Below are 22,911 nucleotides of genomic sequence, written 5' to 3' on the forward strand. Positions count from 1 at the left end.
ATGAGTTTGCAACTCGATTGGAGCAACGAACAGGACAAGCTTGATATACCCGAGGAGTGGATTGCCAGATTGGAGCAGCTGCTCCAATTGGCGGGGGAAGCCGAAGGATTGACGGACGGCGAAGTTACGCTGACGTTTACTGACAATGAGCAAATCCATCAATTGAACCGCGATTATCGCAATATCGACCGGCCGACCGACGTCCTCAGCTTTGCGATGCTGGACGAGGGTACGGAGGAACTGGACATCATTTTCGAGGTGGACAGCGAAGAAGAAGCCGATCCGATATCGGGCATGCTCGGCGATATTGTCATTTCGGTGGAAAAGGCGAAGGAACAGAGCGAGGATTACGGTCATTCGCTGGAACGCGAAATCGGCTTCCTGTTCGTTCACGGCTTTCTTCATTTGCTGGGCTACGATCATGAGGACGAGCCGGGTGAAGCGGAAATGACAGCCAAACAAGAAGCGGTGCTGCAGAAAGCGGGCTTGTCACGCTAATGGCGCGATTTATGAGAAGCGCAGCGCTAGCTTGGTCCGGCATGATGCAGGCGATTCGTTCGCAGCTTCATATGAAGGTTCATCTAGTCGCCGCCGCTGTCGTTATCGCGGTGTCGGCGTTTCTGCCGCTTACGCGAATCGAATGGGCGGTACTGCTGCTCGTAATCGCACTAGTCATTAGTCTTGAACTGGTCAATACCGCGATTGAAAGAACGGTCGATCTGGCGAGTCCGGATATCCATCCGCTCGCGAAGCTGGCGAAAGATACGGCGGCCGGAGCGGTGCTTCTGGCCGCCATAGTCGCGATTGTGATCGGGCTGCTCATTCTTGGGCCGCCCTTATGGCATATAATTACTGCGGCAATGCGATAGAGGAAGGAGCATTTGTGATGACGCTTGTATTCGAAGGATTGTCTGACGACTATTCAAACTTGCTGAACGAGGCAAGGGAAGCAATGAATAAAGCGTATGTCCCTTACTCCAATTTCCAAGTCGGGGCGGCGCTGCTGGACGACGAAGGCCATGTCCACGCAGGCTGCAACGTCGAGAATGCCGCTTACGGTCCGTGCAATTGCGCGGAACGAACAGCGTTGTTTCGCGCTGTTGCGGACGGCAAGCGCCCTGGCCAGTTTTTGGCGATCGGAGTCATGGGCGACACCGACGGTCCGATTGCTCCATGCGGCGTATGTCGTCAAGTTATGGTAGAATTATGCGCACCGGATATGCCCGTCGTGATGGGCAATCTGCGCGGAGAATGGACGATTATGACGGTGAAGGAGCTGCTTCCGGGCGCTTTTACGCCGTCTTCATTAGAGAAAGGGGCTCGCAAATAGCCATATGAATCAAAAACAGCTTGGCAATCGAACCGGAGACGGCAAACCGTTTCGCTCTGGTTTCGTCGCTATTATCGGAAGACCAAATGTAGGGAAATCAACGTTGATGAACCATTTAATCGGGCAAAAAATTGCCATTATGTCGGATAAGCCGCAGACGACGCGCAATAAAATCCACGGCGTCTATACGACCGACCATTCGCAAATTGTGTTTCTCGATACGCCAGGCATTCACAAGCCGACGTCCAAGCTTGGCGACTACATGATGAAAACGGCGGAAAGCGCGCTTAGGGAAGTTGAAGCGGCGTTGTTCCTTGTAGACGTATCGGAAGGCATCGGCGGCGGCGACCGCTATATTATCGAGCAGCTGAAAAAAGTAAAAACACCTGTGTTTCTCGTTATGAACAAAATCGACAAGGTCCAGCCGGAAGAGCTTCTGCCGATCATTGTGCAGTACAAGGATTTGTACGACTTTGCCGAGATCATCCCGATATCGGCGCTGCAGGGCAACAACGTGGAGACGCTGCTTGCACAGCTCGATAAATATTTGCCAGAAGGGCCTCAATACTACCCCGCGGATCAAATTACGGACCATCCGGAGCAGTTCGTCGTGGCCGAGCTCGTTCGCGAGAAGATATTGCATATGACGCGTGAGGAAATACCGCATTCGATAGCGGTCGGAATCGAGGATATGCGCGTGCAGGAAAACGGCGTCGTTTATATCGGCGCTGTCATCTACGTGGAGCGCGATTCGCAGAAAGGGATCATCATCGGCAAAAAAGGGGCATTGCTAAAAGAAGTAGGCAAGCTTGCACGCCGGGATATCGAAGCGCTGCTCGGCTCCCGCACCTATCTTGAGCTTTGGGTGAAGGTCAAGAAAGATTGGCGCAACCAGGAGCGCGTATTGAAAGATTTCGGCTTCCGCAACGATTGATCCGCTTAATGCCGCTTGACGTTTTTTAACAAGGATAGCATTCGTTCGAAATTCGCATCCTATTACCGTCTGGAGCTTCATTTCCGAGGCGGAAAGGGATGAATACGAATGCGAAATTTTTCGTGGAAGTATTTTACATTGACCGGTGATGTGGAGTCATACATGCTCTACAAGGAAATGGATCAGCTTGGCGCCGGTGAGCAGTCGGGCGAGCGGTTGGATGACGAGGAGGAGGCCGCGCTCGAGCTTTCGCCGCCGTCGTCCTCGCAATAGCCAAAGCCGGACTGGCTTGGCGGTTCAAGCATGGGGGAGAAAAATGCTTTATCGCGTAGAAGGCATCGTCATTCGAAGTATGGATTACGGGGAAGCCAATAAGATCATCACGCTCCTGACTGCAACGAACGGAAAGGCCGGCGTGCTGATACGGGGCGCGAAAAAGGTGAGGAGCAAGCACGCCTCGCTCGCGCAGCCGTTTACATACGGAGAATTTACTTTTTTTCGCAACAGCGGGCTCGGAACGCTCAATCATGGGGAAATATACGAGTCCCATCATAAGCTGAGGGAGCAGCTCGACCTCGCCGCCTACGCCTCCTATGCGGCGGAGCTGACGGACAGGGCGCTTCAGGATGACGAATCCGGCTCTTTTCTATTTGAGCAGCTGAAAGCATGCTTGGCCGGTCTATCCGAAGGCAAGGACGCGCAAATTATTTCGCATCTTTACGAGATGCGCGTCTTGGAAGCTTCTGGCTATGCGCCAGAGCTGGATGTTTGCATTCATTGCGGCGGCGAAGAAGGAACTTTTCGGTTCAACCCGATAGCAGGAGGAGCTGTATGTCGTCGATGCGCCGCTTCGGACGCGCATGCGTACCAGCTCGGCGACGGGGCGTTCAAGCTGCTGCGTCTGTTTCGGCGAATGGATCTGCGCAGACTTGGGGAAATTCAAGTGAGGCCGGAAACGAAACGCGAGCTGAAAGAGGCCATGCGCAAGCTGATGGACGCGCAGCTCGGCATACCTTTGAAGTCGAGAGCCTTTCTCGACCAGCTGGACAAATATTCCTTGTAAAAAAGACGGCGTGCTCGGTCTCAAGACTGAGTACGCTGTCTTTGCGTTCGAGTATGATTATCCATGTTGGTTATTATAGAGAGGAAACAAGGAGGAAACCTAATGTCCGCACAAGCAAAGCAAAGCCGAATCGGCTTTGTCGTCGCAGGGCTACTGTTAGGCATTTTTGTCGCGTCCATAGACAATACAATCGTTTCGACGGCGATGGCGACAATCGTAAGTGATTTGGGTGGGCTGGACAAATTCGTCTGGGTCACGTCCGCTTATCTGGTGACGGAGATGGCCGGCATGCCGATATTCGGCAAGCTGTCCGACATGTATGGCAGGAAGCGGTTTTTCGTCTTCGGTATCGCGATGTTTCTGCTGGGTTCCATCCTGTGCGGCACGGCGGAGACGATTACTCAGCTAAGTATTTACCGCGCCATTCAAGGGATAGGCGGCGGCGCAATGCTGCCGATCGCGTTTACGATCGTATTCGATATTTTTCCGGCGGAGAAACGGGGGAAAATCGGCGGATTGTTCGGCGCAGTATTCGGTACGTCCAGCTTGTTTGGTCCGCTTGTCGGCGCCTATTTCACCGATCATATTCATTGGCGTTGGATCTTTTATATTAACGTGCCGATCGGCATTGTTTCGCTGCTGTTCATTCTGCTGTTCTATCGCGAGTCGGTGGCGCACTCCAAGCAGCGTATCGATTGGTGGGGGGCGGCAACGCTCGTTGGCGCAATCGTCTGCTTAATGTTCGCTTTGGAGCTTGGGGGCAACGAATACGCTTGGGATTCGGCGCAAATCTTGGGGCTGTTCGGAGGCTTCGCCGTGCTGTTCGTATTGTTCCTTTGGATTGAAACGAGGGTTGCAGAGCCGATTATCGCCTTTAACATGTTCCGCAAAAGGTTGTTTGCGGCCGGTACGGGCGCTGCCTTGTTCTATGGAGCGGCCTTTATTACAGCTGCGCTTTATATTCCGATTTTTGTACAAGGCGTATATGGAGGCACAGCGACCAGTTCCGGCCTCATGCTGCTCCCGATGACGCTAGGCTCCGTCTTCGCCGCTCAGGCGGGCGGTTTTATGGCAAGCAAAATGCCGTATCGAAACGTTATGCTCATTTCGGCAGTCATCTTTATCGGCGGCATTGCGCTGTTGTCGACGATTACGCCGGAGACGACGAAATGGCTTTTGTCCATCTACATGTTCATCACCGGATTCGGCATCGGCTTCTCGTTCTCTGTTCTAGGTATGTCCACCATCCACAGCTTCGATATTCGCCAGCGGGGCTCGGCAAACTCGACGATGTCGTTCATCCGTTCGCTTGGTATGACTGTGGGGATTACTATTTTCGGCATTATTCAGCGAAACAGCTTCGCTGACGGGATGAAGGAGGCATTCGGTTCCTCCGGGGGAGCGCCGCAAACTGACAATGCCCGCCAACTGCTCGCACCGGAGACAAGAGCAAACATTCCTCAGGAAGTGATGGATAAGATCGTTAACACGCTATCGCATTCCATCTCGACGACCTTTCTATGGTCGTTGGTACCTGCCGTTCTAGCGCTTGCTGCCGTCTTGCTGATGGGTCGTTCCTCGATGAGGGAGCTCATGGGCAAAAAGCCGAATTCCTCGGATGGCGGAGAGTCTCGTCAGTCGGAGGCGCACAGTCATTAAAGAGCTGCAGCGGTTAAATCCTCCGTTCGTCAAACGAGCGTGTTTCAAACTCGAAACTTTCGTTTGACTTTTACATTAAAAATGTTTAATATATGTGAATATGAATAAAGGACTATGATGGAGAAAGTAGCGGTTGCAGCCTGCAATAGCGATTCGGGGATAGTGCGAGCCCGGACAGGAGCATAGCGTGAACAGGCACTCCGGAGTCATAACGAACAAAGAGGGTTTCCGATACCGGCCAAGCAATTAGCATGGAGAGGAAGCCAAGTAGGGTGGAACCGCGGGAGCAATGACTCTCGTCCCTACGTCTGGCAGCAGACGTAGGGACGAGAGTTTTTTTGGCGTCTCTTCCTCTGCTGCACGATTACGATGAAGGAGCGAGAGCAGTTATGAATTTTCAAAACATGATTTTGACGCTGCAGCAATTTTGGGCTGAGCAGAACTGTATTCTTGTACAGCCTTACGACGTTGAGAAGGGCGCGGGTACAATGAATCCGATGACTTTCCTTCGTTCGATCGGACCGGAGCCGTGGAACGTCGCTTACGTCGAGCCTTCCAGACGTCCGGCTGACGGACGTTACGGGGAAAACCCGAACCGTCTGTACCAGCATCATCAATTCCAAGTCATTTTGAAGCCGTCGCCGGATAATATTCAAGAGCTGTATCTGGAGAGCTTGAAACGTCTCGGTATCGACGCAAAGCATCATGACATCCGTTTTGTTGAGGACAACTGGGAATCGCCTACACTGGGCGCTTGGGGTCTTGGCTGGGAAGTTTGGCTGAACGGCATGGAAATTACGCAATTTACGTATTTCCAGCAAGTCGGCGGCATTGACGCCAATCCGGTAGCAGTAGAAATTACGTACGGGATGGAACGTCTCGCTTCCTACATTCAAGACAAGGAAAATGTATTTGATCTGGAGTGGGTAGACGGCGTTACTTACGGCGACGTATTCCTGCAGCCTGAATTCGAGCATTCCAAATATACGTTCGAGACGTCGGATTCGTCGATGCTGTTCCAGTTGTTCAATATGTACGAAGAAGAAGCAAAAAAGACGATGGAGCATAAACTCGTATTCCCTGCTTACGATTACGTGCTGAAATGCTCTCACACCTTCAATTTGCTGGATGCGAGAGGCGCGATAAGCGTCACGGAGCGCACCGGATACATTATGCGCGTCCGCAATTTGGCCCGCGCATGCGCGGCTACTTACTTGGAGGAGCGGGAACGTCTCGGCTTCCCGATGCTGAAGAAGGGAGTGGAGCAGCATGGCTAAAGATTTATTGCTGGAGATCGGCCTGGAGGAAGTGCCTGCCCGCTTTGTGCGCGGCGCAATGAACCAGCTGCAAGAAAAAACGGTGAAATGGCTTGTCGACTCGCGCATTCATCACGGTGAAGTGGAAGTGTTCGCCACTCCGCGCAGGCTGTCGCTGCTGATCCACAGCGTTGAGGAGAAGCAAGCGGATGTCAACGAGCAGGTGAAAGGACCGTCGCGCAAAATCGCGCTTGACGACCAAGGCAACTGGAGCAAGGCTGCGCTTGGCTTTGCGCGCAGTCAGGGCGCGGAGCCGGAGCAATTCTTCTTTCAGGAACTTGCCGGCGTCGAATACGTATATGTCAATAAAAGCAGCGTCGGAGGCCAAACCGCCGACGTATTGCCGGAAGGGCTAACGCACATTATCACATCGATGTCGTTCCCTAAAAATATGCGTTGGGGCAGCTATGAGCTGAAGTTCGTGCGTCCGATCAAATGGTTGGTTTCCTTGTTCGGCGACGAAATCGTTCCGCTTGAACTGACGGGCGTCAACAGCGGCCGTGTATCGCGCGGCCACCGGTTTCTGGGTGAAGAGACGGTTATTGCCAAGCCGGCCGACTACAAGGAACGTCTGCGCGAGCAGCATGTTATTGTGGACGTGGCGGAGCGGGAGCAGGTTATTCTTTCCCAAATCGAACAGCTTGCGAAAGAGCAGAGCTGGGAGATTGCAGTGAAAGAAGATTTGCTTGAAGAGGTGCTGTTCCTTGTCGAATATCCGAGCGTACTGTTCGGCAAGTTCGATCCGGCGTTCCTGAACATTCCGCAGGAAGTGCTGATTACGTCGATGCGCGAGCATCAGCGTTACTTCCCTGTATTGAATGGCGAAGGCCAACTGCAGCCGTTCTTCGTAACGGTTCGCAATGGCGACCGGACTTCGATCGAGCAAGTGGCGAGGGGCAATGAGAAGGTGCTTCGCGCCCGTTTGTCCGACGCGAAGTTTTTCTACGAAGAAGATCAAAAACTGGCGATTGCCGACGCATTGGCCAAGCTTGAGACCATTGTCTATCATGAAGAGCTTGGAACGGTGGCGGACAAAGTAGGACGTATCCGCGCAATCGCCGATCGCATCGCTTCCATTCTGAATGTCGATGCCGACACGGCGACGTCTGTCAGCCGGGCGGCCGATATTTGCAAGTTCGACCTCGTTACGCAAATGGTTTACGAGTTTCCTGAGCTTCAAGGCATCATGGGCGAGGATTACGCCAATAAAGCGGGAGAAAGCGCGGTTGTCGCCAAAGCGATCAACGAGCACTATCAGCCTCGCTTTGCCGGCGATCGTGCGCCATCGACGCTCACAGGCGCAATCGTCAGCTTGGCAGATAAAATTGATACGATTGCCGGCTGCTTCTCGATCGGCATTATTCCGACAGGCTCGCAAGATCCTTACGCTCTGCGTCGCCAAGCGTCGGGCATTGTACAGATTGTGCTTGCGCAGTCGCTCGGCTTGAAGCTGAGCCAGCTGTTCGAAGCGGCGCTGGCTGTTCATCAGCAGCGCGGCATGAAGCGGAACGTCGATGAAGTACGCCAAGAAATGAATGACTTCTTCGGACTGCGCGTGAAAAACGTCTTGTCCGAGCAGGCGATTCGTTACGACGTAGTCGATGCTGTTATGGTAACTGGTTACGATGATCTTGGCTTAACGGTAGAGCGGGCGGCAGTTATCCAATCGCTTGCAGCGGGCGAAGAACGGAACGAATTCAAGCTGACGGTTGATGCGTTCAACCGGGTATCGAATCTGGCTGCCAAGGCGGAGAGCCGCAGCGTGAATCCGGAATTGTTCGCGGTTGAAGCGGAAAGCAAGCTCTATGCGGAATGGCAGCAGGCTCATCCGGCTATTGCCAAATCGATCGCAGACGGCGATATCGCGGCGGCTGTCGCGCAGCTTTCATCGCTGAAGCAGGCGGTTAACGGCTATTTCGATGCGGTGATGGTTATGGCGAAAGAGGACGACGTGCGGATCAACCGTCTGGCAACGTTGGCCGCGATTGCCGATGACATCGCGCTCGTAGCTGATTTCTCGAAGCTGGTTTGGTAGGAAGACCTACACAGCCTTTTGCCGTGCCGCGGCAGTTTGCGGCGGCGGCATTGCTCAACTTCGTCAGTCTGAATGAGGGATATGAAACGGAGGTTGATTGGCAGTGAACAAACCGGCGGAAGTCATCATTTATGTCGTATCCGACGCGGCGGGAGATACGGGCGAACTTGTCGTCAGAGCGGCGGTCGCTCAGTTTCACCCGGTGCAAGCGGAAATTAGACGCGCTCCTTTCGTCACCGACGAAGGAACGCTTGAACGGTTCGTACTGCATGCCAAGCAATGCGGGGCAATCGTTATGTATACGCTAGTTATTCCTCATTTGCGGGAAGCGATGAAGCGCCTCGCCGCCGAGGAGGACGTGGTGGCGATTGATTTGCTCGGTCCGTTGATCGAAAGCCTCGAGCAGCGGACGGGCAGGCAGTCCCGGCAGGAGCCGGGGCTGAATCATGTGCTGGACGAGGATTATTTCAAAAAAGTCGATGCAGTCGAGTTTGCTGTCCGCTATGACGACGCGAAGGATCCGTCCGGTGTACTGAAAGCGGATATCGTGCTGGTCGGCGTCTCACGCACGTCCAAAACGCCGTTATCGATGTATCTTGCTCATCAAAAATACAAGGTGGCAAATATTCCGCTCGTACCGGAAATCAAGCCGCCGCAAGAGCTGTTCACGCTGCCGAAGCATAAAATTATCGGTTTGACCATTGGAGTTCCTTATTTGAACATCATTCGTAAGGAACGGCTGAAAGCGCTGGGCTTGCCGGACAGCGCGCTATATGCCGCAACTGACCGAATTGAACAGGAGCTGCAGTACGCCGAATCGATCATGAAGCGGCTTGGTTGCGTGGTCTACGACGTCTCTTATCGGGCGGTGGAGGAAACCGCCAGTCTCATTATGGAACATGTACGGTCCGTGCGGCCGGAATTGTGATTGACGTTCGCTCGAGCGACCAATCAATACCAATACGGGCGCCGCGGAAGGATTTTTTAATCGCATGCCGTATATAATATACGGAACCAGGCACAAGAGTTCACGAGGAACGTGGACGTTGTGAAAAGAATGAGCGGTGATGTGAGATTCGCGCTATATCTTCATCGATTGTGGTTGACGGAGACGCTTGTCCCGTCAAGGCCGAGATTGTGAAAGTCGCAAAGTCCGGCGGGGTGCCGGTCGTCATGGTATCGTCCTACGATCACCGGATCGAGCCGGTGGAGGGCGTCCGAGTCGTGCAAGTGGACCGGAGCAGCCAATCCGTCGATTTGTACATTGTCAATCATATCGTCAAAGGCGATATTGTCATCACGCAAGACTTCGGTCTGGCCAGCATCGCGCTTGGCAAAGGAGCCGTCGTATTGTCTCCGAGAGGCGAGCAATATACCAACGGCAACATCGAGTATTTGATGGAAAGGCGTCACGAAAGCGCCAAAAGAAGGCGCGCCGGAGGCCGTTCCAAAGGACCGAAGCCGATGAGCGACGCAGACCGGGACCGGTTTCAACAAAAGTTGACAAAAGTTTTGCTAGACATGCAGGAGAAAGATGACATATAGCGAATATTATTTAAGGATTACTAGAGGTGATGAACGATGACAACGAACGGTAAAATACCGGAGGATGTAATTGACGCGGTTCGCCGCCGTCACGACATTGTGGATACGGTTGGTAAATACGTTCATCTCTCGAAACAAGGCAAATATATGAAGGGGCTATGTCCTTTCCATTCGGAGAAAACGCCAAGCTTTACCGTGACGCCGGAGTTGCAGATTTTTCACTGCTACGGCTGCGGAAAGACGGGCAACGTCATTCGTTTCATGGAAGAGATCGAAGGCTATTCGTTTCCCGAAGCGGTTCGCGTGATGGCGGAGGAAGCTGGCATACCGATTACATGGATGCCGGAGGGTGGAGTTAGAACGTCGGCTGCCGACAAGGAGCGTTCGCTGCTTGTGGAAGCTCACGAACTGTCCGCTAAGTTCTATCATTATTTGTTGAACAATACCCAGCACGGCAAAGCGGCGAAGGATTACCTGAAAAGCCGCGGTCTGGGGGACAAGCTGATCGATCAATATATGATCGGCTTCGCGCCGGAACAATGGGATACGCTCAGCCGGTTTCTTGAGAACCGGAAGTTCGATCCTGCATTGATGGAGAAGGGCGGCCTTTTATCGGCCAAAAGCGACGGCAGCGGTTACGTCGACCGTTTTCGCTCGCGCATTATTTTTCCCATTTGGGATAAAGACGGCAAAGTGATTGCATTCGCGGGGCGCATCATCGGCGATGGGCAGCCGAAGTATTTAAATTCCCCTGAGACGATGCTATTTACGAAAAGCCGTACGCTTTACAATTTGCATCAAGCGCGGCCCGCTATTCGCAAGCGCAAGCAGGCGGTGCTGTTCGAAGGGTATATGGATGTGATCAAGTCGTGGAGCGCCGGCGTCAAGAACGGCCTTGCGACGATGGGAACTGCTCTTACGGACGATCATTGCAAACTTTTGGCCAGGCAGGTGGAAGAGATTATCGTTTGCTATGACGGCGACGACGCCGGACAAGCAGCTGCGATGAAAGCTATTCCGATGCTGGAAGGCGCGGGCATTCGAACGATGGTGTCCATACTGCCAAAGGGCAAGGATCCGGACGAATATATTGCCGAGTACGGACCGGAAGCATTCCTCAGGGAAGCGATTGACGAGCCGGTATCCGTTACAAAATTTAAGCTTATATATTCGCGGAAAAACCATATACTGCTAAAAGAAGAAGGGCGCAAAAATTATTTATTGCAAGCCGCCGGAATCGTTGCGGAGTTGGATTCGGCCATTGAACGCGAAATCCATTTGCAGGAATTGTCCCGGGAGTTCGAGGTTCCGCTTGAAGCACTCAAGCAGGATGTGCTGAACAAACGGCAGGAGCTGCAAAAAAACAATCCCCGAAGGGATAATAACGATATTTCGTGGAATAATGGTAGGAATGAAAATCGCCGCAGATCGGGCCCTCCTGCGCTGTTGCCTGCCTATATGAAGGCGGAAAGGCGTTTGCTTCACGTCATGATTCGCGACAGGGAAGTGGCGCAAACGGTGCATGAGAGACTGGGCGAAGCGTTCAATAGTGAGGATCACGCAGCGCTTGCTGCTTATTTATATGCTTATTACGCGCAGGGCTACGATCCGGATGCCGGTCGGTTCATCTCGACTCTTCAAGACGAACGCTTGGAGAGAGCGACCGCCTCTATCTTGATGATGGACGGAGATTTCCCGTTTAACCCGGAAATATTGGATGCCGATATTGAAGATATCGTCAAAGTTCCGAGGTTTAAGGAAATCGATCGGAAAAAAGAAGAAATGGTACAGGCGGAACGAGCTGGCGATCATCTGCTTGCTGCGCAAATGTTAAGTGAGATTATTACCCTAGAAAGACAGCTGAAAGGTCGACACGACGATCGGTTCTAGGGAGGAGGGAGTCGGAATATGGCGAATGATCAGCATACTGAACTAGAAACCGAACAAAAACTGGATCATGTCAAGGATCAATTGATCGAGCAAGGCAAGAAGAGAGCCTCTTTAACTTACAAAGAGATTATGGAGAAGCTTTCGCCTTTCGATCAAGACCCCGAACAGATCGATGAATTTTTCGAACAGCTGGACGACTTGGGGATTGAGGTTCTGAACGAAAGGGACGAGGAACGCGATCATCCGCTCGGAGGCCGGGGAGAAGATCAAGATAGAGAGCAGGACGATTTCAATTTCGACGATGATTTGGCATTGCCGCCGGGCATTAAGATTAACGACCCGGTTAGAATGTATTTGAAAGAAATCGGCCGCGTTCCGCTCCTATCAGCGGACGACGAAATTGAATTGGCGAGAAGAATCGAGAACGGAGACGAGGAAGCCAAACGCAGATTGGCCGAAGCGAACTTGCGGCTCGTTGTCAGTATTGCCAAGCGTTACGTGGGAAGAGGAATGCTATTCCTGGATTTGATTCAGGAGGGCAATATGGGTCTTATTAAAGCGGTTGAAAAGTTTGACCATCAAAAGGGCTTCAAGTTCAGTACGTATGCTACATGGTGGATTCGTCAAGCGATTACGCGGGCGATTGCCGATCAGGCTCGGACGATCCGGATTCCTGTTCATATGGTGGAAACCATCAACAAGCTGATAAGAGTATCCCGCCAGTTGCTGCAAGAGCTCGGGCGCGAACCGACGCCGGAGGAAATCGCAGCCGAGATGGAGCTTAGCACCGATAAGGTCCGTGAAATTATGAAGATTGCGCAAGAGCCGGTATCGCTCGAAACGCCGATCGGCGAAGAAGACGATTCCCACTTGGGTGACTTTATCGAGGATCAGGAGGCGCTGGCGCCAGCTGACGCAGCAGCGTATGAATTGTTGAAGGAACAGCTCGAGGACGTTCTCGACACGCTCACCGAGCGCGAGGAAAACGTGCTGAGACTGCGCTTCGGCCTGGACGACGGACGTACGAGAACGCTTGAAGAAGTAGGCAAGGTGTTCGGTGTCACTCGCGAACGTATTCGTCAAATCGAGGCGAAAGCGCTCCGCAAGCTTCGTCATCCGAGCCGCAGCAAACGTCTGAAAGATTTCTTAGAATAAGCGTTATTCAATCATGACCTTACTGCGCGTGCAGCAAGGTCTTTTTTTCCACAATAACTGCGTTTCCATTAATTATCGCCCTCCGAAAGGAAGCACGATCATGAACGAAGAACGTAGACAGACCATCGTACGAGAGATCGAATATTGGCGGCGCAGCCGATTGCTGCCTGACCAATATTGCGATTTTCTGCTTAATTTGTATGCGGATCAAGATCGGGAACAAAAAAGCGCGAAGCGGGAATCCAATTATGCGGTCGCCAAAGCGGTTGCCGCCATTCAACGGGCATCCGGCAAGCATTGGCTCCTTACATTTGGATTATTTACCTTAATTTCCTTTGTTGTGCTTTATTTTAACGCTTTTCATCCGGTATTGCAAATTGCGATTTGCGTCGCGGGAACGGCTATTTTGCTTTGGCTTGGCGGGCGGTTCAAAAAGCGGAACGCATCGGCGGGAATTGCCTTTTCCGGTGGAGGCATGCTGCTTTTCATCGGGTCGGGTTTATATTTGCTGCAGCTTCACGGCTTGGAGGATTGGGGCTGGAAAACGGGCTTACTCGGACTTTGCGCGATTTTCTGGATCGTATACGGGATCGCGGCACGGATTCCAATCCTGCATTTATGCGGTTGGATCGCGGCCTTGCTCGTTTACGCGTGGTTAATGTCGCAGTTTATCGCGCCTCCGACTTGGTACCAAGTTCAGCTGTACTGGATGCCTCTGTCGATTTTGTTCGGCTGGAGCAGTTGGTTCGTACATCGCTGGTCCAAGGAAGTGTCGGCCGTGCTGTTCATTGCCGCCGGATTAGTCTGGTTTATGCCAGAGCTTTATGCTCAGCTGTTTGTCGATCAAGCAGGTCCAATACTGCTGCAGCTGCAATTGTTGGTCAAATTCGCTATAGGGGGAGCCGTTCTGTTCTCCTTCCGTAAAAAATGGATAGAGTGGGTTGCTTAATATGCTGAAATTATCAAAACGTCTGCAAACAATTGCGGATTGCGTTACACCGGGTTCGCGCGTAGCCGATATCGGTTCCGATCATGCGCTGCTGCCGGTCTATTTGCTGCAAAAGGGAACCGCATCGTCGGCAATTGCCGGCGAACTGAATGAAGGACCGTATGAAGCGGCGCGCAAACAGGCTTCCGATGCCGGAATGACGTCCAGGCTTAATGTCAGAAGAGGAGACGGACTTTCCGTACTGCAGCCTGGCGAAGCCGATACGGTGACGATTGCGGGTATGGGCGGCAGCTTGATGAGCGACATATTGGAAGCAGGCTTTGCCGCCGGAAAGCTGGAAGGCGTCAAAGAACTGGTGCTGCAGCCGAATGTAGGCGAAGATTTGGTGCGCGGCTGGCTGCTGCGCAGAGACTGGTTTTTGCAAGGCGAGACGATTTTGGAGGAAGACGGTAAAATTTACGAGGTGCTGCATGCCTTGAAAATGGGCGATGCCGCCGAGCTTGAGCGGCGTAACGCGGAGCTGTATAGCAGTTCCTTTTTGCCGCTTGTACTGGAACCGGAAGAGGGACGCAGCCGTCTTGTTCGAATGGGACCGTATCTGCTGCGCCAACAGCCGGAAGCTGTTTTCGAGAAAAAATGGCGGTCTGAGCTGAGCAAGCTGGCAAGGATCGAGCAGCAGCTTTCCCAGTCGGACCAGCCGCAAAGCGAAGAACGAAGAGAACAATTCCGTAAGGAAATGGAAGCGATTGAGGAGGTGCTGAATTGTTTGCCAACGGTCAAACCGTCATCCAATTAATCGAGCAGCTGGCACCTAAGCATTATGCCGTGGAGAACGACAAAATCGGCTTGCAGCTAGGTACGCTTAACAAGCCGATAACGAAAGCGCTCATTGCGCTTGATGTTACGGACGCCGTTGTAGACGAAGCGATAGCTGGCGGAGCAGAGCTCATTATTGCGCATCACGCCATTATATACCGTCCGCTTGCCAAGCTGGATACGACGACGCCAGCGGGAAAGCTGTATGAGAAGCTGATTAAGAACGATATCGCGGTCTATATTGCGCATACCAATCTGGACGTCACAGACGGAGGCATTAACGATTGGATGGCTGATATGGTCGGCATCGCAGCGGATAACCGCCAAAGCTTGGAGGATGTACATACCGATAAGCTTTACAAGCTGGTTGTATTTGTTCCGAAGGATCATCACGAACGAGTGCTGCAAGCGTTATTCCAAGCCGGAGCTGGTGCGATCGGCCATTACAGCCATTGCAGCTTCAATATCGAAGGAACGGGGACATTCCTGCCGGGAGAAGGGACTAAGCCGTTTATAGGGGAACAAGGCAAGCTTGAGCGGGCTGATGAAGTGCGCATCGAAACGATTGTGCCGCACAGCGTGCATCGCAAGGTTGTGCAAGCGATGCTAAAGGCTCATCCTTACGAGGAGGTGGCCTACGATTTGTATGCCGTCGATTTGAAAGGACGTTCTTACGGACTCGGAAGAGCGGGCAAGCTGACAGAACCGGTAACGCTCGGAGAGCTGGCGGAGCGGGTTAAGGATGCATTCGATGTGCCTGCGTTGCGCGTCGTAGGCGATTTGTCCGCACCGATCAAGAAGGCGGCCGTGCTCGGCGGTTCAGGAAGCCGGTATATTCGCCATGCGATGTTCGCAGGGGCGGACGTGCTTATCACCGGGGACATCGATTACCATACGGCGCATGACGCGCTGGCGGCGGGACTAGCGATTATCGATCCTGGCCATAACGTCGAGAAAATTATGAAGAGCCGCGTAGCGGAGTGGTTGAACCGTGAGCTTCAGGAGCGCAAAAGCGAAACGAAGGCGGTCTCTTCTACGATAAATACGGAAGTATTTCAATTCCTTTAGAAGAATTGGAGCATTTAGGTTCGACTGGAACGATAATTAGGGTTGAGCTTTCGCGCCAGACCCTGTATACTTATTCGTGCATCGGAAAGTTTGACAGACAATCGCTGGCGGTATTAAGCCGCGAGAGGAAAGTCCGGGCTCCGCAAGGCAGGATGCTGGATAACGTCCAGTCAGCGCGAGCTGAAGGATAGTGCCACAGAAATGGACCGCCGATGGCCGGCTTCGCGCCGGCACAGGCAAGGGTGGAACCGTGGTGTAAGAGACCACGAGGCGTGCAGGTGACTGCAGGCCTGGTAAACCCCATCTGGAGCAAGACCGAGAGAACGCGGCAGCTTCGCGCTGCAGCCTTCGCCTGAGGCGCGTTCGGGTTGGTTGCTGGAGCCGTCTAGCAATAGGCGGCCTAGATAGATGATTGTCGCTTTCATAGTGGGAGGGTCGTTCCCGTTCGCACCACCGAAAGTACAGAACCCGGCTTAAGGCAAACTTTCCGCAACGATTCTAAATACGAATGAAAAATAAAGCTTCCGGCCATTTCGGCCGGAAGCTTTTTTCCTTCTTTATAACATTCAGCTGGCGTAAGCTCCCAGCTATTCATACATGACCATATTGGCAGTGTGCGATCTATGACGCTTAACCGGCCTCACTTTGCATGCAGGCGTGAAATAGCCTCTAACCGCCGCTTAACTTGACCGGGATAATTCTGAAGCGTTGTAGCTCCGCTGACGGCGGCTTTGAGCGCTTTATCGACGTCGATCAATCCGTAGCCATAATAAATGTCTTTGCCGGGATCGCCTAGATCGGCAGCCGAGCTGCGCATAATGTCCATGACTTGCACATTGGTCAAATCCGGATTAACCGAACGGATCAAACCGGCAAGCGCAGCAACATGCGGACTTGCCATGGATGTGCCCGACAAGGCGGCATATTGTCCGCCAGGATAGGTGCTGGCAATGCTGTCGCCCGGCGCCGCCACGTCGATATAATCGCCATAGTTCGAGAAGCTGGCTTTCTTTTTGTTCGCATCCGTTGCGGCAACGGCAAATACTTCGGGATAAGCAGCCGGGAAGCCGGGACGCTCCGTGTTATCGTTGCCGCTGGCGGCGATTAGGACCACGTCGTGATCGTAAGCATACTTGATTGCATCGTGCAGAAAATCGGCTTGTGCATAGTTGCCGAGGCTCATATTGATCACCTTCGCTCCGTTATCCGTCGCCCAGATCAGCCCTTGCGCGACCGAGTAGGTTGATCCGGCTCCGCTTGAATCAAGCACCTTGACCGGCATCACTTTGTTGTACCATGACAAGCCGGCCACACCTTCGCCGTTATTGACCGTCGCACCTACGATGCCGGCCACATGGGTTCCATGCCCAACATCGTCGCTCGGCTTCGCGGCTGTGTCGACGATATTCATGCCTTGAATCAGCTTTCCTTTTAAATCAGGGTGATCGAGTTGAACGCCGGTATCGAGAACGGCGACGGTTACTTGATCGCTGCCTTTGGATACATCCCAACCGAGCTCTGTCTTAATGGAAGGCAAATTCCATTGGTACTGCTTGTAAAGGGCGTCATTCGGAATGCTTTCGTTCGTCATGTACAGGTAATGCGGTTCAACATATTCGGTTTTCCACGATTTCTGGAAGTAATGCATCATCTGCTCCGCTTCCATGGAGTGGGAACGGAACACATACGTATCGCCGATGCGCTGCATGGAGGAAGCGTTAATGCTGCGTTTAATGTCGGTCAATTGCTTGTCCGTCATTTTATCGGCAAAATGAACGACAACGTCGCGATTATGATAGTGGCTGGCATTGCCGTTGTCTTCGCCGTTTCGTACGGTCGTGTCGATCGTCGAATTCGGCACGACCGATTCGATTCGGTAATTGCCTTCCGCCGGGTACGGTACAAGCCGCAAATTCCGTTTCTGATGGCGTTCGACCTGCGTTACGATATCTTGTTTGACGATACCGGCTACGCCGATACCGTGATGCTTGTCGTGCGGCACGCCAAGCACGATGTATCGGCTGCCGTTCGCAGCAACGTAAGGCTTAGAGACGTACTTTTCCCCTTTTTGAATAGCAGCTTTAGCCTCAGCAACGTACTTCGCGGAAGTCTTGTCTTTATCGTGCGGAAGGGAGCCTTTATTTACGCTGCGGTCGCCCGAGATCCAGCTGATATAAGACATATGCTTATGCTCGGCCATCATCCGGTCGATTTTTTCTGATTTTTCACCCTTGCTCCCGTCCGTCATCAATTTAGAAAAATCGCGGGAGCACTCCGTGGTACAGAGGAAAGAAGTCTTATCCATGTCTTGATTGAGCACTTTCAGTTTTTGCGCTTTTTCATGGTCCGCCTGCAGACTGGCGATTTTAGGCGCGGAAGGCCCTCTGTCTGGGATAAATAGAGGCGCGACCAGAATAAGCACCGTCGCTGCTGCCAATACGGCAAAGATGCCGATCCATTTTCTTCTCATCATTAATAACCTCCCGTAGGAATTGAGCGGATAAACGCTTATCCGTAGGTTCCGATTGCGCCGATTAAAATATGCGAAAAAGAAGTCGGAAACGCCAGTACCATCCGAAAGCAATTTGTGGTACTATGTTGATGCCTGAGTTTTTTGTTTTTGGATGAAGAAAGGGGAACCACGATCGATGCCATCGACTAATGTGAAACCGTTAAGCGAAGCTGCACGCAACAAATTAAAAGATGCCATTCAACAATTGGAGCCGTTTCTGAACGAATATTCGCTGAACCGTCTGCTTGGTGAAGAAACGGGGGAAGAAGCGGAAGCGTTCTACAAAGGACTGTTGTCCGATTTGCGCCATTTGCTGGTGTTCTCTGAGGTTTCCGTAGAAAAACTGGGAGTGCTGCTCAGAAGACCCAATTTCGATATCGACTTTGCAGAACGAGCTTTGTATGAAGTGTATCATCAATGCGTGAACGCATTCTTTTATCCGAAGAACGAGTGCTATTCCGAAGACGGACGTTATGCCTACACAGGCCAAGACGCGATTCGCTTCCGGTTTAAGCCGACGAGAGACGCGCGCAACATCGTGCTCGGCATGTCGAAAATTTTCGAAGAGCTTCGCGACGAGCTGGCTTACTACGAGAACGACTACATGACCCAGCGCCGGATGCAAGGGCAAAAATAGGACGGAATGAATCACTTCCGATCAGGGAAACTTGATATCGGAGGTGATTTTTTTATGCCTGACGGCGTATCCTGCAGCGTGTCGAATTGTTCGTTCTGGAAGGAAGGAAACAATTGCGCCGCAACATCCATCAGTGTTGATATTGACCAGCATGCGAGCGCATCGTTCCGTGAAGAGTTTGCAGCCGACGATCTCGGACTGTATCATCAGGACGTTGCGAACCAATCGTCGGCGACCTGCTGCCAAACGTTCAAACCGAAGGAGTGAGCGAGCGATGGCTATTGATCGAAGAAATGAGCGTGAACAAAAAATTGAGCATATCGAAGCGGATAAAATCGATACTCCAACGTATAATGTAGCGGCTCCATTCGGGCGGCCGGAAATGACCGAAAGCAATTATAACGATTTAAATGAAGAAATGGCGCAAGATTTCGCTGTAGGCAGCACTGTCTCCTACGTTCCGCGCGACGAAACAGAAGCCGTGGAGCGCAGCAGGGACTGGGGAGGAACGGCCCTCGGCTGGACGGCGCTGGCATTCGCCGTCGCGTCCTGGTTCGTATGGCCCGTTCTGCTCGGGCTGACGTCGATTGCGCTGGGCGGCATCGCTTTTTGGCAAGGCGCCAGAACGATCGGTGGATGGGCGATAGCAATTGGACTAATTGCCGTACTGCTGTCGCTCGTTGTAGTTCCCTTATATTATGCGCTCACATAGCTTATACAGGGCGCAAGCCGGAAAAAGAGGCATCCAGCAGGATGCCTCTTTTTCCGGCTTGCAGCGTTTATTCAACATTTTAGCATTGAACCGACGCCCGATTTTTTCTATACTTTAGGAAATGGGAGGGAAGTTCGCAATGATATTGGATATACGCAACGCATCGTGGGAACGAAATGATTCCCGGATTTTGCAGGAAGTCAACTGGCAGGCGTCACAGGGTGAGCACTGGTGTCTGCTTGGGCTGAACGGTTCAGGCAAGACAACCTTGCTTAATATGATTAACGGATATATATGGCCGACATCGGGAACGGTTTCGGTGCTCGGCCGCAAGTTTGGCGAGGTCGATTTGCGCGAGCTGCGCAAGACGATCGGATGGGTGAGTACTTCGTTGCAGCAGAAATTGTACGGCAGCGAGACAGCTTTTCGAATTGTACTTAGCGGGAAATTCGCGACGATAGGTTTATACGATTCGACTGATAGCGAGGACAGCGAGCAGGCGCTTGCGCTTATGAAAAGTCTCGGCTGCGAGTCTTTGGCCGAGCGGACCTACGATACGCTCTCGCAAGGCGAGCGCCAGCGGGTGCTGATCGCGCGGGCGCTTATGGCCAATCCGAAGCTGCTCATTCTGGACGAGCCATGCACGGGCCTGGACGTATTCGCGCGCGAGCAGCTTCTGGGGATGATCAACCGGGTTGTCTCTCGTCCTGATGCTCCAACCGTTATTTACGTTACACATCACGTAGAAGAAATATTGCCTTGCTTTACCCGCACGCTGTTGTTGAAAAAAGGAGAAGTATTCGAATCGGGCGCTACAAGCGATGTGCTGACATCGGAGAGGATGAGCCGCTTTTTCGACGTCCCGGTTGAGATTGAGCGGCGCGACGGCCGGAACTGGCTGTTTGTCAAACAAACGGAGCCATCGTTATGGAATTCGAACTAACGATAAGCCGAAAAAGACGCTTTGCCCGATGGGTGAAGGCGCGGACACTCGCTCGGCTTGAATATGACCATGCAGCTTGGCGTTACGCTTCCGCCGGACTGCTCGTGCTAAGTTCGATTTTAGCGGCGTTCGTTGCTCTGGGCATGCCGACCGGTCTCGGCAAAATAATAGACGTGGGCGGTTTCGTGCTTGCCAATGCTATGGGTCTTCTACTTGTCTCGCAGCTGATTGCCGTACTGCTCTCGATGTTTCGTTTACCGGCGCCACGGCAATTTATTGGCTTTTTTTCTTACACGGCATTGCTTGTTTATTCGATATGCTATTACATGAATTTTGGAGTAATTGACTCTATTGCGTTTGCATTGATTGTGAGTGTAATGGGATCATTCGCCGGTATCGGCATCCGGCTTTTATTGCGCTCGAATGGAAAAGGGATCGCCCTGATGACCGCCGCCGTTTTTGCTTCCGGCTTGTTGTCCGCTTTGTTGATTGTAACGTTCGGACCGCAGCAGCCGGGGCAAAGCTCGATTACGGAGGCGGACAGTGCGGACGGCAGCGAGGTGACCGTTCTGGCGTCGGCGTCCACCTTGCCGAGCGTTCTCGATCCTTCGAGAGACGGCGATTACGCGTATACGGAATTTACGTACGGCAGCGGCTCCGACAAGCACCGCGAAGGTTTTGGCAAAGCGGTCGACTATGTCTCTGAGCCTGCTGACGCCTCCGCCTACATTAAACGGTGGAATAAGCTGAAGGAATGGTATTGGGGCTTCAACCAGAAGCAGCTGCCGATTAACGGAACGGTATGGATGCCCGAAGGCGACGGCCCTTTTCCAATAACGCTGATGGTGCATGGCAATCATTTGATGGAAGATTTCTCGGACGGCGGTTATCGTTATTTGGGCGAGTTGTTGGCCAGCAAGGGCATTATTGCCGTATCGGTCGATGAAAATTTTTTGAATTATTCGGTATGGTCCGGCATTCCGGACAACGATATGCTGGTTCGTTCTTGGGTGCTGCTTAAGCATTTGCAGCAGTTAAATGTATTCAGTGAAACGGGGGGCCATGCGCTATACAGCCGTATTGACTGGGACCGCGTCGCTTTGCTCGGCCATTCCCGGGGAGGTCAGGCAGTGGCGATGGCCGCCGATGCCGATAAATGGTTCTCGGACGATAAGTCGCTAACCGGCTTTGAGCCGAAAATCAAGTCGGTTATCGCGCTCGCGCCGACCGATCGGAAGGTGAACGACAAATCCGCCGAGCTGCAAGACGTCAATTATTTAACGCTGCAGGGCGCGCGCGACGCTGACGTCAACAGCTTTTACGGCGATCGTCAATATATTCGGACCTCTTTTACGCCGGCCGCCGGTTATTTCAAAGCTTCGCTCTATATTGCAGAAGCCAATCACAGCCGGTTCAATACGGATTGGGGAACGATGGATGAAAGCATGCCGGGCGGCCTGCTGCTGAATCAGCGAGGTATGCTGACTGGGGAAGAACAACGATCAATCGCGCAAGTGTATGTTTCCGCCTTTCTCGAAGCGACCTTGAACGATAAGGCTGAATATTTGCCGCTTTTTCACGATTATCGAAGCGGGTTGGCTTGGCTTCCATCTTCGACTGAATATATCAGCCGCTATGAGGACGCCACATTTTTGGCCGCCGCGCGATATGAGGAGGATACGCAAAAAACAACGCTTCCGGAAGGCGGCAAGCTGGAGGCCGAAGGGCTCGCCGAATGGACGGAAGAGGATGCCGAGAATCGTGACAGCGTCGATAAAGGAACGAAAGGCGCCGTCCTGCAATGGGAGGAGGAAGGCTCCTACTCGTTATCGCTGTCCGAATCGTACGGCGAACGGCTGTCTGAGCTCGATCTGGAGCAGGACGTGCTGTCCTTCTCACTCGTCGATTTAACGTCAGAGCTTGAAACGGAAAAAGACGCTGCCGAAGCCGAGTCGCCGGCAGAAGATGCGGATGGAGCGGAGACATCTCCCCGTTCGCTGCCGGAGATCAAGGTAGAGCTTGTGCTTGAAGACGGCAGCAGCGGTCAGCTTCCTCTCGGCGAAGTGATGAGTGTGCCGGCGCCGTTCGAGGCCGATTATTTGAAAATTCCTTGGCTGGAGAAACGAATCAAGGACGGAAAATACGAGGAAAGCGCCGAGCCTGTCTTCCAGACGTTCCGCTTGCCGCTGCGTTATTTCGATTGGGATAGAAGCCCGAGCGAGACGGTGCCGACCGAAGTGATTTTCCACTTCACCGGAGGCCCCGGCAAAATTATGCTCGACGATATCGGATTTTCAGAATAAATAGGAATTGATTTAAACGAGAAAGGGTCTCCGGCTTGTGCCGG

At 52.6% G+C, this 22,911-nt stretch carries 22 protein-coding genes and 1 other RNA gene; 22 read left to right on the forward strand and 1 reads right to left on the reverse strand.

The features are described 5' to 3' along the window. From ybeY to rnpB, 17 genes are all read left to right on the forward strand, one after another. A complete protein-coding gene (ybeY, locus tag ACFVTB_RS13305) occupies positions 1-498 on the forward strand; it encodes an rRNA maturation RNase YbeY (RefSeq protein ID WP_387749459.1) in 498 nt (165 codons plus the stop codon). After that, positions 498-869 carry a diacylglycerol kinase family protein gene (locus tag ACFVTB_RS13310; RefSeq protein WP_387749462.1) on the forward strand — a complete coding sequence of 124 codons (372 nt, stop codon included), beginning with the start codon at positions 498-500 and terminating at the stop codon, positions 867-869. The genes ybeY and ACFVTB_RS13310 overlap by 1 nt, the downstream gene beginning before the upstream one ends. Positions 870-886: 17 nt before the next feature. Beyond that, positions 887-1,330, forward strand: coding sequence for a cytidine deaminase (gene cdd, locus ACFVTB_RS13315; protein ID WP_387749465.1), 444 nt, complete (start codon positions 887-889; stop codon positions 1,328-1,330). 4 nt (positions 1,331-1,334) lie between these two features. Beyond that, positions 1,335-2,264, forward strand: coding sequence for a GTPase Era (era, locus tag ACFVTB_RS13320; protein ID WP_387749468.1), 930 nt, complete (start codon positions 1,335-1,337; stop codon positions 2,262-2,264). A gap of 108 nt (positions 2,265-2,372) precedes the next feature. Beyond that, a complete protein-coding gene (locus ACFVTB_RS13325; RefSeq protein WP_387749471.1) occupies positions 2,373-2,537 on the forward strand; it encodes a YqzL family protein in 165 nt (54 codons plus the stop codon). 43 nt (positions 2,538-2,580) lie between these two features. Continuing rightward, positions 2,581-3,327 carry a DNA repair protein RecO gene (gene recO, locus ACFVTB_RS13330; RefSeq protein ID WP_387749474.1) on the forward strand — a complete coding sequence of 249 codons (747 nt, stop codon included), beginning with the start codon at positions 2,581-2,583 and terminating at the stop codon, positions 3,325-3,327. Between the two features lie 102 nt (positions 3,328-3,429). Next, a complete protein-coding gene (locus ACFVTB_RS13335; RefSeq protein WP_387749476.1) occupies positions 3,430-4,986 on the forward strand; it encodes an MDR family MFS transporter in 1,557 nt (518 codons plus the stop codon). Positions 4,987-5,375: 389 nt separating this feature from the next. Further along, entirely contained in the window at positions 5,376-6,263 is an 888-nt protein-coding gene (glyQ, locus tag ACFVTB_RS13340; protein WP_387749479.1) for a glycine--tRNA ligase subunit alpha, read from the forward strand. Next, positions 6,256-8,337 (forward strand): glycine--tRNA ligase subunit beta, encoded by a 2,082-nt coding sequence (gene glyS, locus ACFVTB_RS13345; protein ID WP_387749482.1) that lies wholly within the window; start codon positions 6,256-6,258, stop codon positions 8,335-8,337. Before glyQ ends, glyS begins: the two co-directional genes overlap by 8 nt. A gap of 103 nt (positions 8,338-8,440) precedes the next feature. Continuing rightward, entirely contained in the window at positions 8,441-9,265 is an 825-nt protein-coding gene (locus ACFVTB_RS13350) for a pyruvate, water dikinase regulatory protein (protein ID WP_387749485.1), read from the forward strand. A 155-nt stretch (positions 9,266-9,420) separates the two neighbouring features. Next, positions 9,421-9,882, forward strand: a complete 462-nt coding sequence (locus tag ACFVTB_RS13355; RefSeq protein WP_387750176.1) for a YaiI/YqxD family protein — start codon at positions 9,421-9,423, stop codon at positions 9,880-9,882. A 36-nt stretch (positions 9,883-9,918) separates the two neighbouring features. Then, positions 9,919-11,772, forward strand: a complete 1,854-nt coding sequence (dnaG, locus tag ACFVTB_RS13360) for a DNA primase (protein ID WP_387749487.1) — start codon at positions 9,919-9,921, stop codon at positions 11,770-11,772. Between the two features lie 18 nt (positions 11,773-11,790). Next, positions 11,791-12,927 carry an RNA polymerase sigma factor RpoD gene (gene rpoD, locus ACFVTB_RS13365; RefSeq protein WP_387749490.1) on the forward strand — a complete coding sequence of 379 codons (1,137 nt, stop codon included), beginning with the start codon at positions 11,791-11,793 and terminating at the stop codon, positions 12,925-12,927. 100 nt (positions 12,928-13,027) lie between these two features. Then, on the forward strand, positions 13,028-13,876 hold the full coding sequence (locus tag ACFVTB_RS13370) for a hypothetical protein (RefSeq protein ID WP_387749493.1): 849 nt from the start codon (positions 13,028-13,030) through the stop codon (positions 13,874-13,876). A 1-nt stretch (position 13,877) separates the two neighbouring features. Further along, entirely contained in the window at positions 13,878-14,672 is a 795-nt protein-coding gene (locus tag ACFVTB_RS13375) for a tRNA (adenine(22)-N(1))-methyltransferase (RefSeq protein WP_387749496.1), read from the forward strand. Beyond that, a complete protein-coding gene (locus tag ACFVTB_RS13380; RefSeq protein ID WP_387749499.1) occupies positions 14,639-15,760 on the forward strand; it encodes a Nif3-like dinuclear metal center hexameric protein in 1,122 nt (373 codons plus the stop codon). The genes ACFVTB_RS13375 and ACFVTB_RS13380 overlap by 34 nt, the downstream gene beginning before the upstream one ends. 85 nt (positions 15,761-15,845) lie before the next feature. Continuing rightward, an RNA gene (gene rnpB, locus ACFVTB_RS13385) (RNase P RNA component class A) lies at positions 15,846-16,251 on the forward strand. Positions 16,252-16,400: 149 nt separating this feature from the next. On the opposite strand, the gene ACFVTB_RS13390 is transcribed toward rnpB, so the two are convergent. Further along, on the reverse strand, positions 16,401-18,233 hold the full coding sequence (locus tag ACFVTB_RS13390) for a S8 family peptidase (protein ID WP_387749502.1): 1,833 nt from the start codon (positions 18,231-18,233) through the stop codon (positions 16,401-16,403). Between the two features lie 175 nt (positions 18,234-18,408). Between ACFVTB_RS13390 and ACFVTB_RS13395 the strand changes: the two genes are divergently transcribed. From ACFVTB_RS13395 to ACFVTB_RS13415, 5 genes are all read left to right on the forward strand, one after another. Beyond that, positions 18,409-18,909: a YpuI family protein gene (locus tag ACFVTB_RS13395; protein ID WP_387749505.1), complete on the forward strand. Its 501-nt coding sequence runs from the start codon at positions 18,409-18,411 to the stop codon at positions 18,907-18,909. A 54-nt stretch (positions 18,910-18,963) separates the two neighbouring features. Further along, entirely contained in the window at positions 18,964-19,176 is a 213-nt protein-coding gene (locus tag ACFVTB_RS13400) for a DUF1540 domain-containing protein (RefSeq protein ID WP_387749508.1), read from the forward strand. Between the two features lie 7 nt (positions 19,177-19,183). Next, positions 19,184-19,621 carry a hypothetical protein gene (locus ACFVTB_RS13405; protein WP_387749511.1) on the forward strand — a complete coding sequence of 146 codons (438 nt, stop codon included), beginning with the start codon at positions 19,184-19,186 and terminating at the stop codon, positions 19,619-19,621. Positions 19,622-19,760: 139 nt separating this feature from the next. After that, positions 19,761-20,564 carry an ABC transporter ATP-binding protein gene (locus ACFVTB_RS13410; protein ID WP_387749513.1) on the forward strand — a complete coding sequence of 268 codons (804 nt, stop codon included), beginning with the start codon at positions 19,761-19,763 and terminating at the stop codon, positions 20,562-20,564. Further along, complete coding sequence (locus ACFVTB_RS13415) at positions 20,549-22,867, forward strand: alpha/beta hydrolase (RefSeq protein WP_387749516.1); 2,319 nt, start codon at positions 20,549-20,551, stop codon at positions 22,865-22,867. The genes ACFVTB_RS13410 and ACFVTB_RS13415 overlap by 16 nt, the downstream gene beginning before the upstream one ends. The last annotated feature ends 44 nt before the right edge of the window (positions 22,868-22,911 follow it).

Origin of the sequence: Paenibacillus sp. NPDC058071, from assembly GCF_042885235.1 — a bacterium.
Classification (GTDB): domain Bacteria; phylum Bacillota; class Bacilli; order Paenibacillales; family Paenibacillaceae; genus Pristimantibacillus.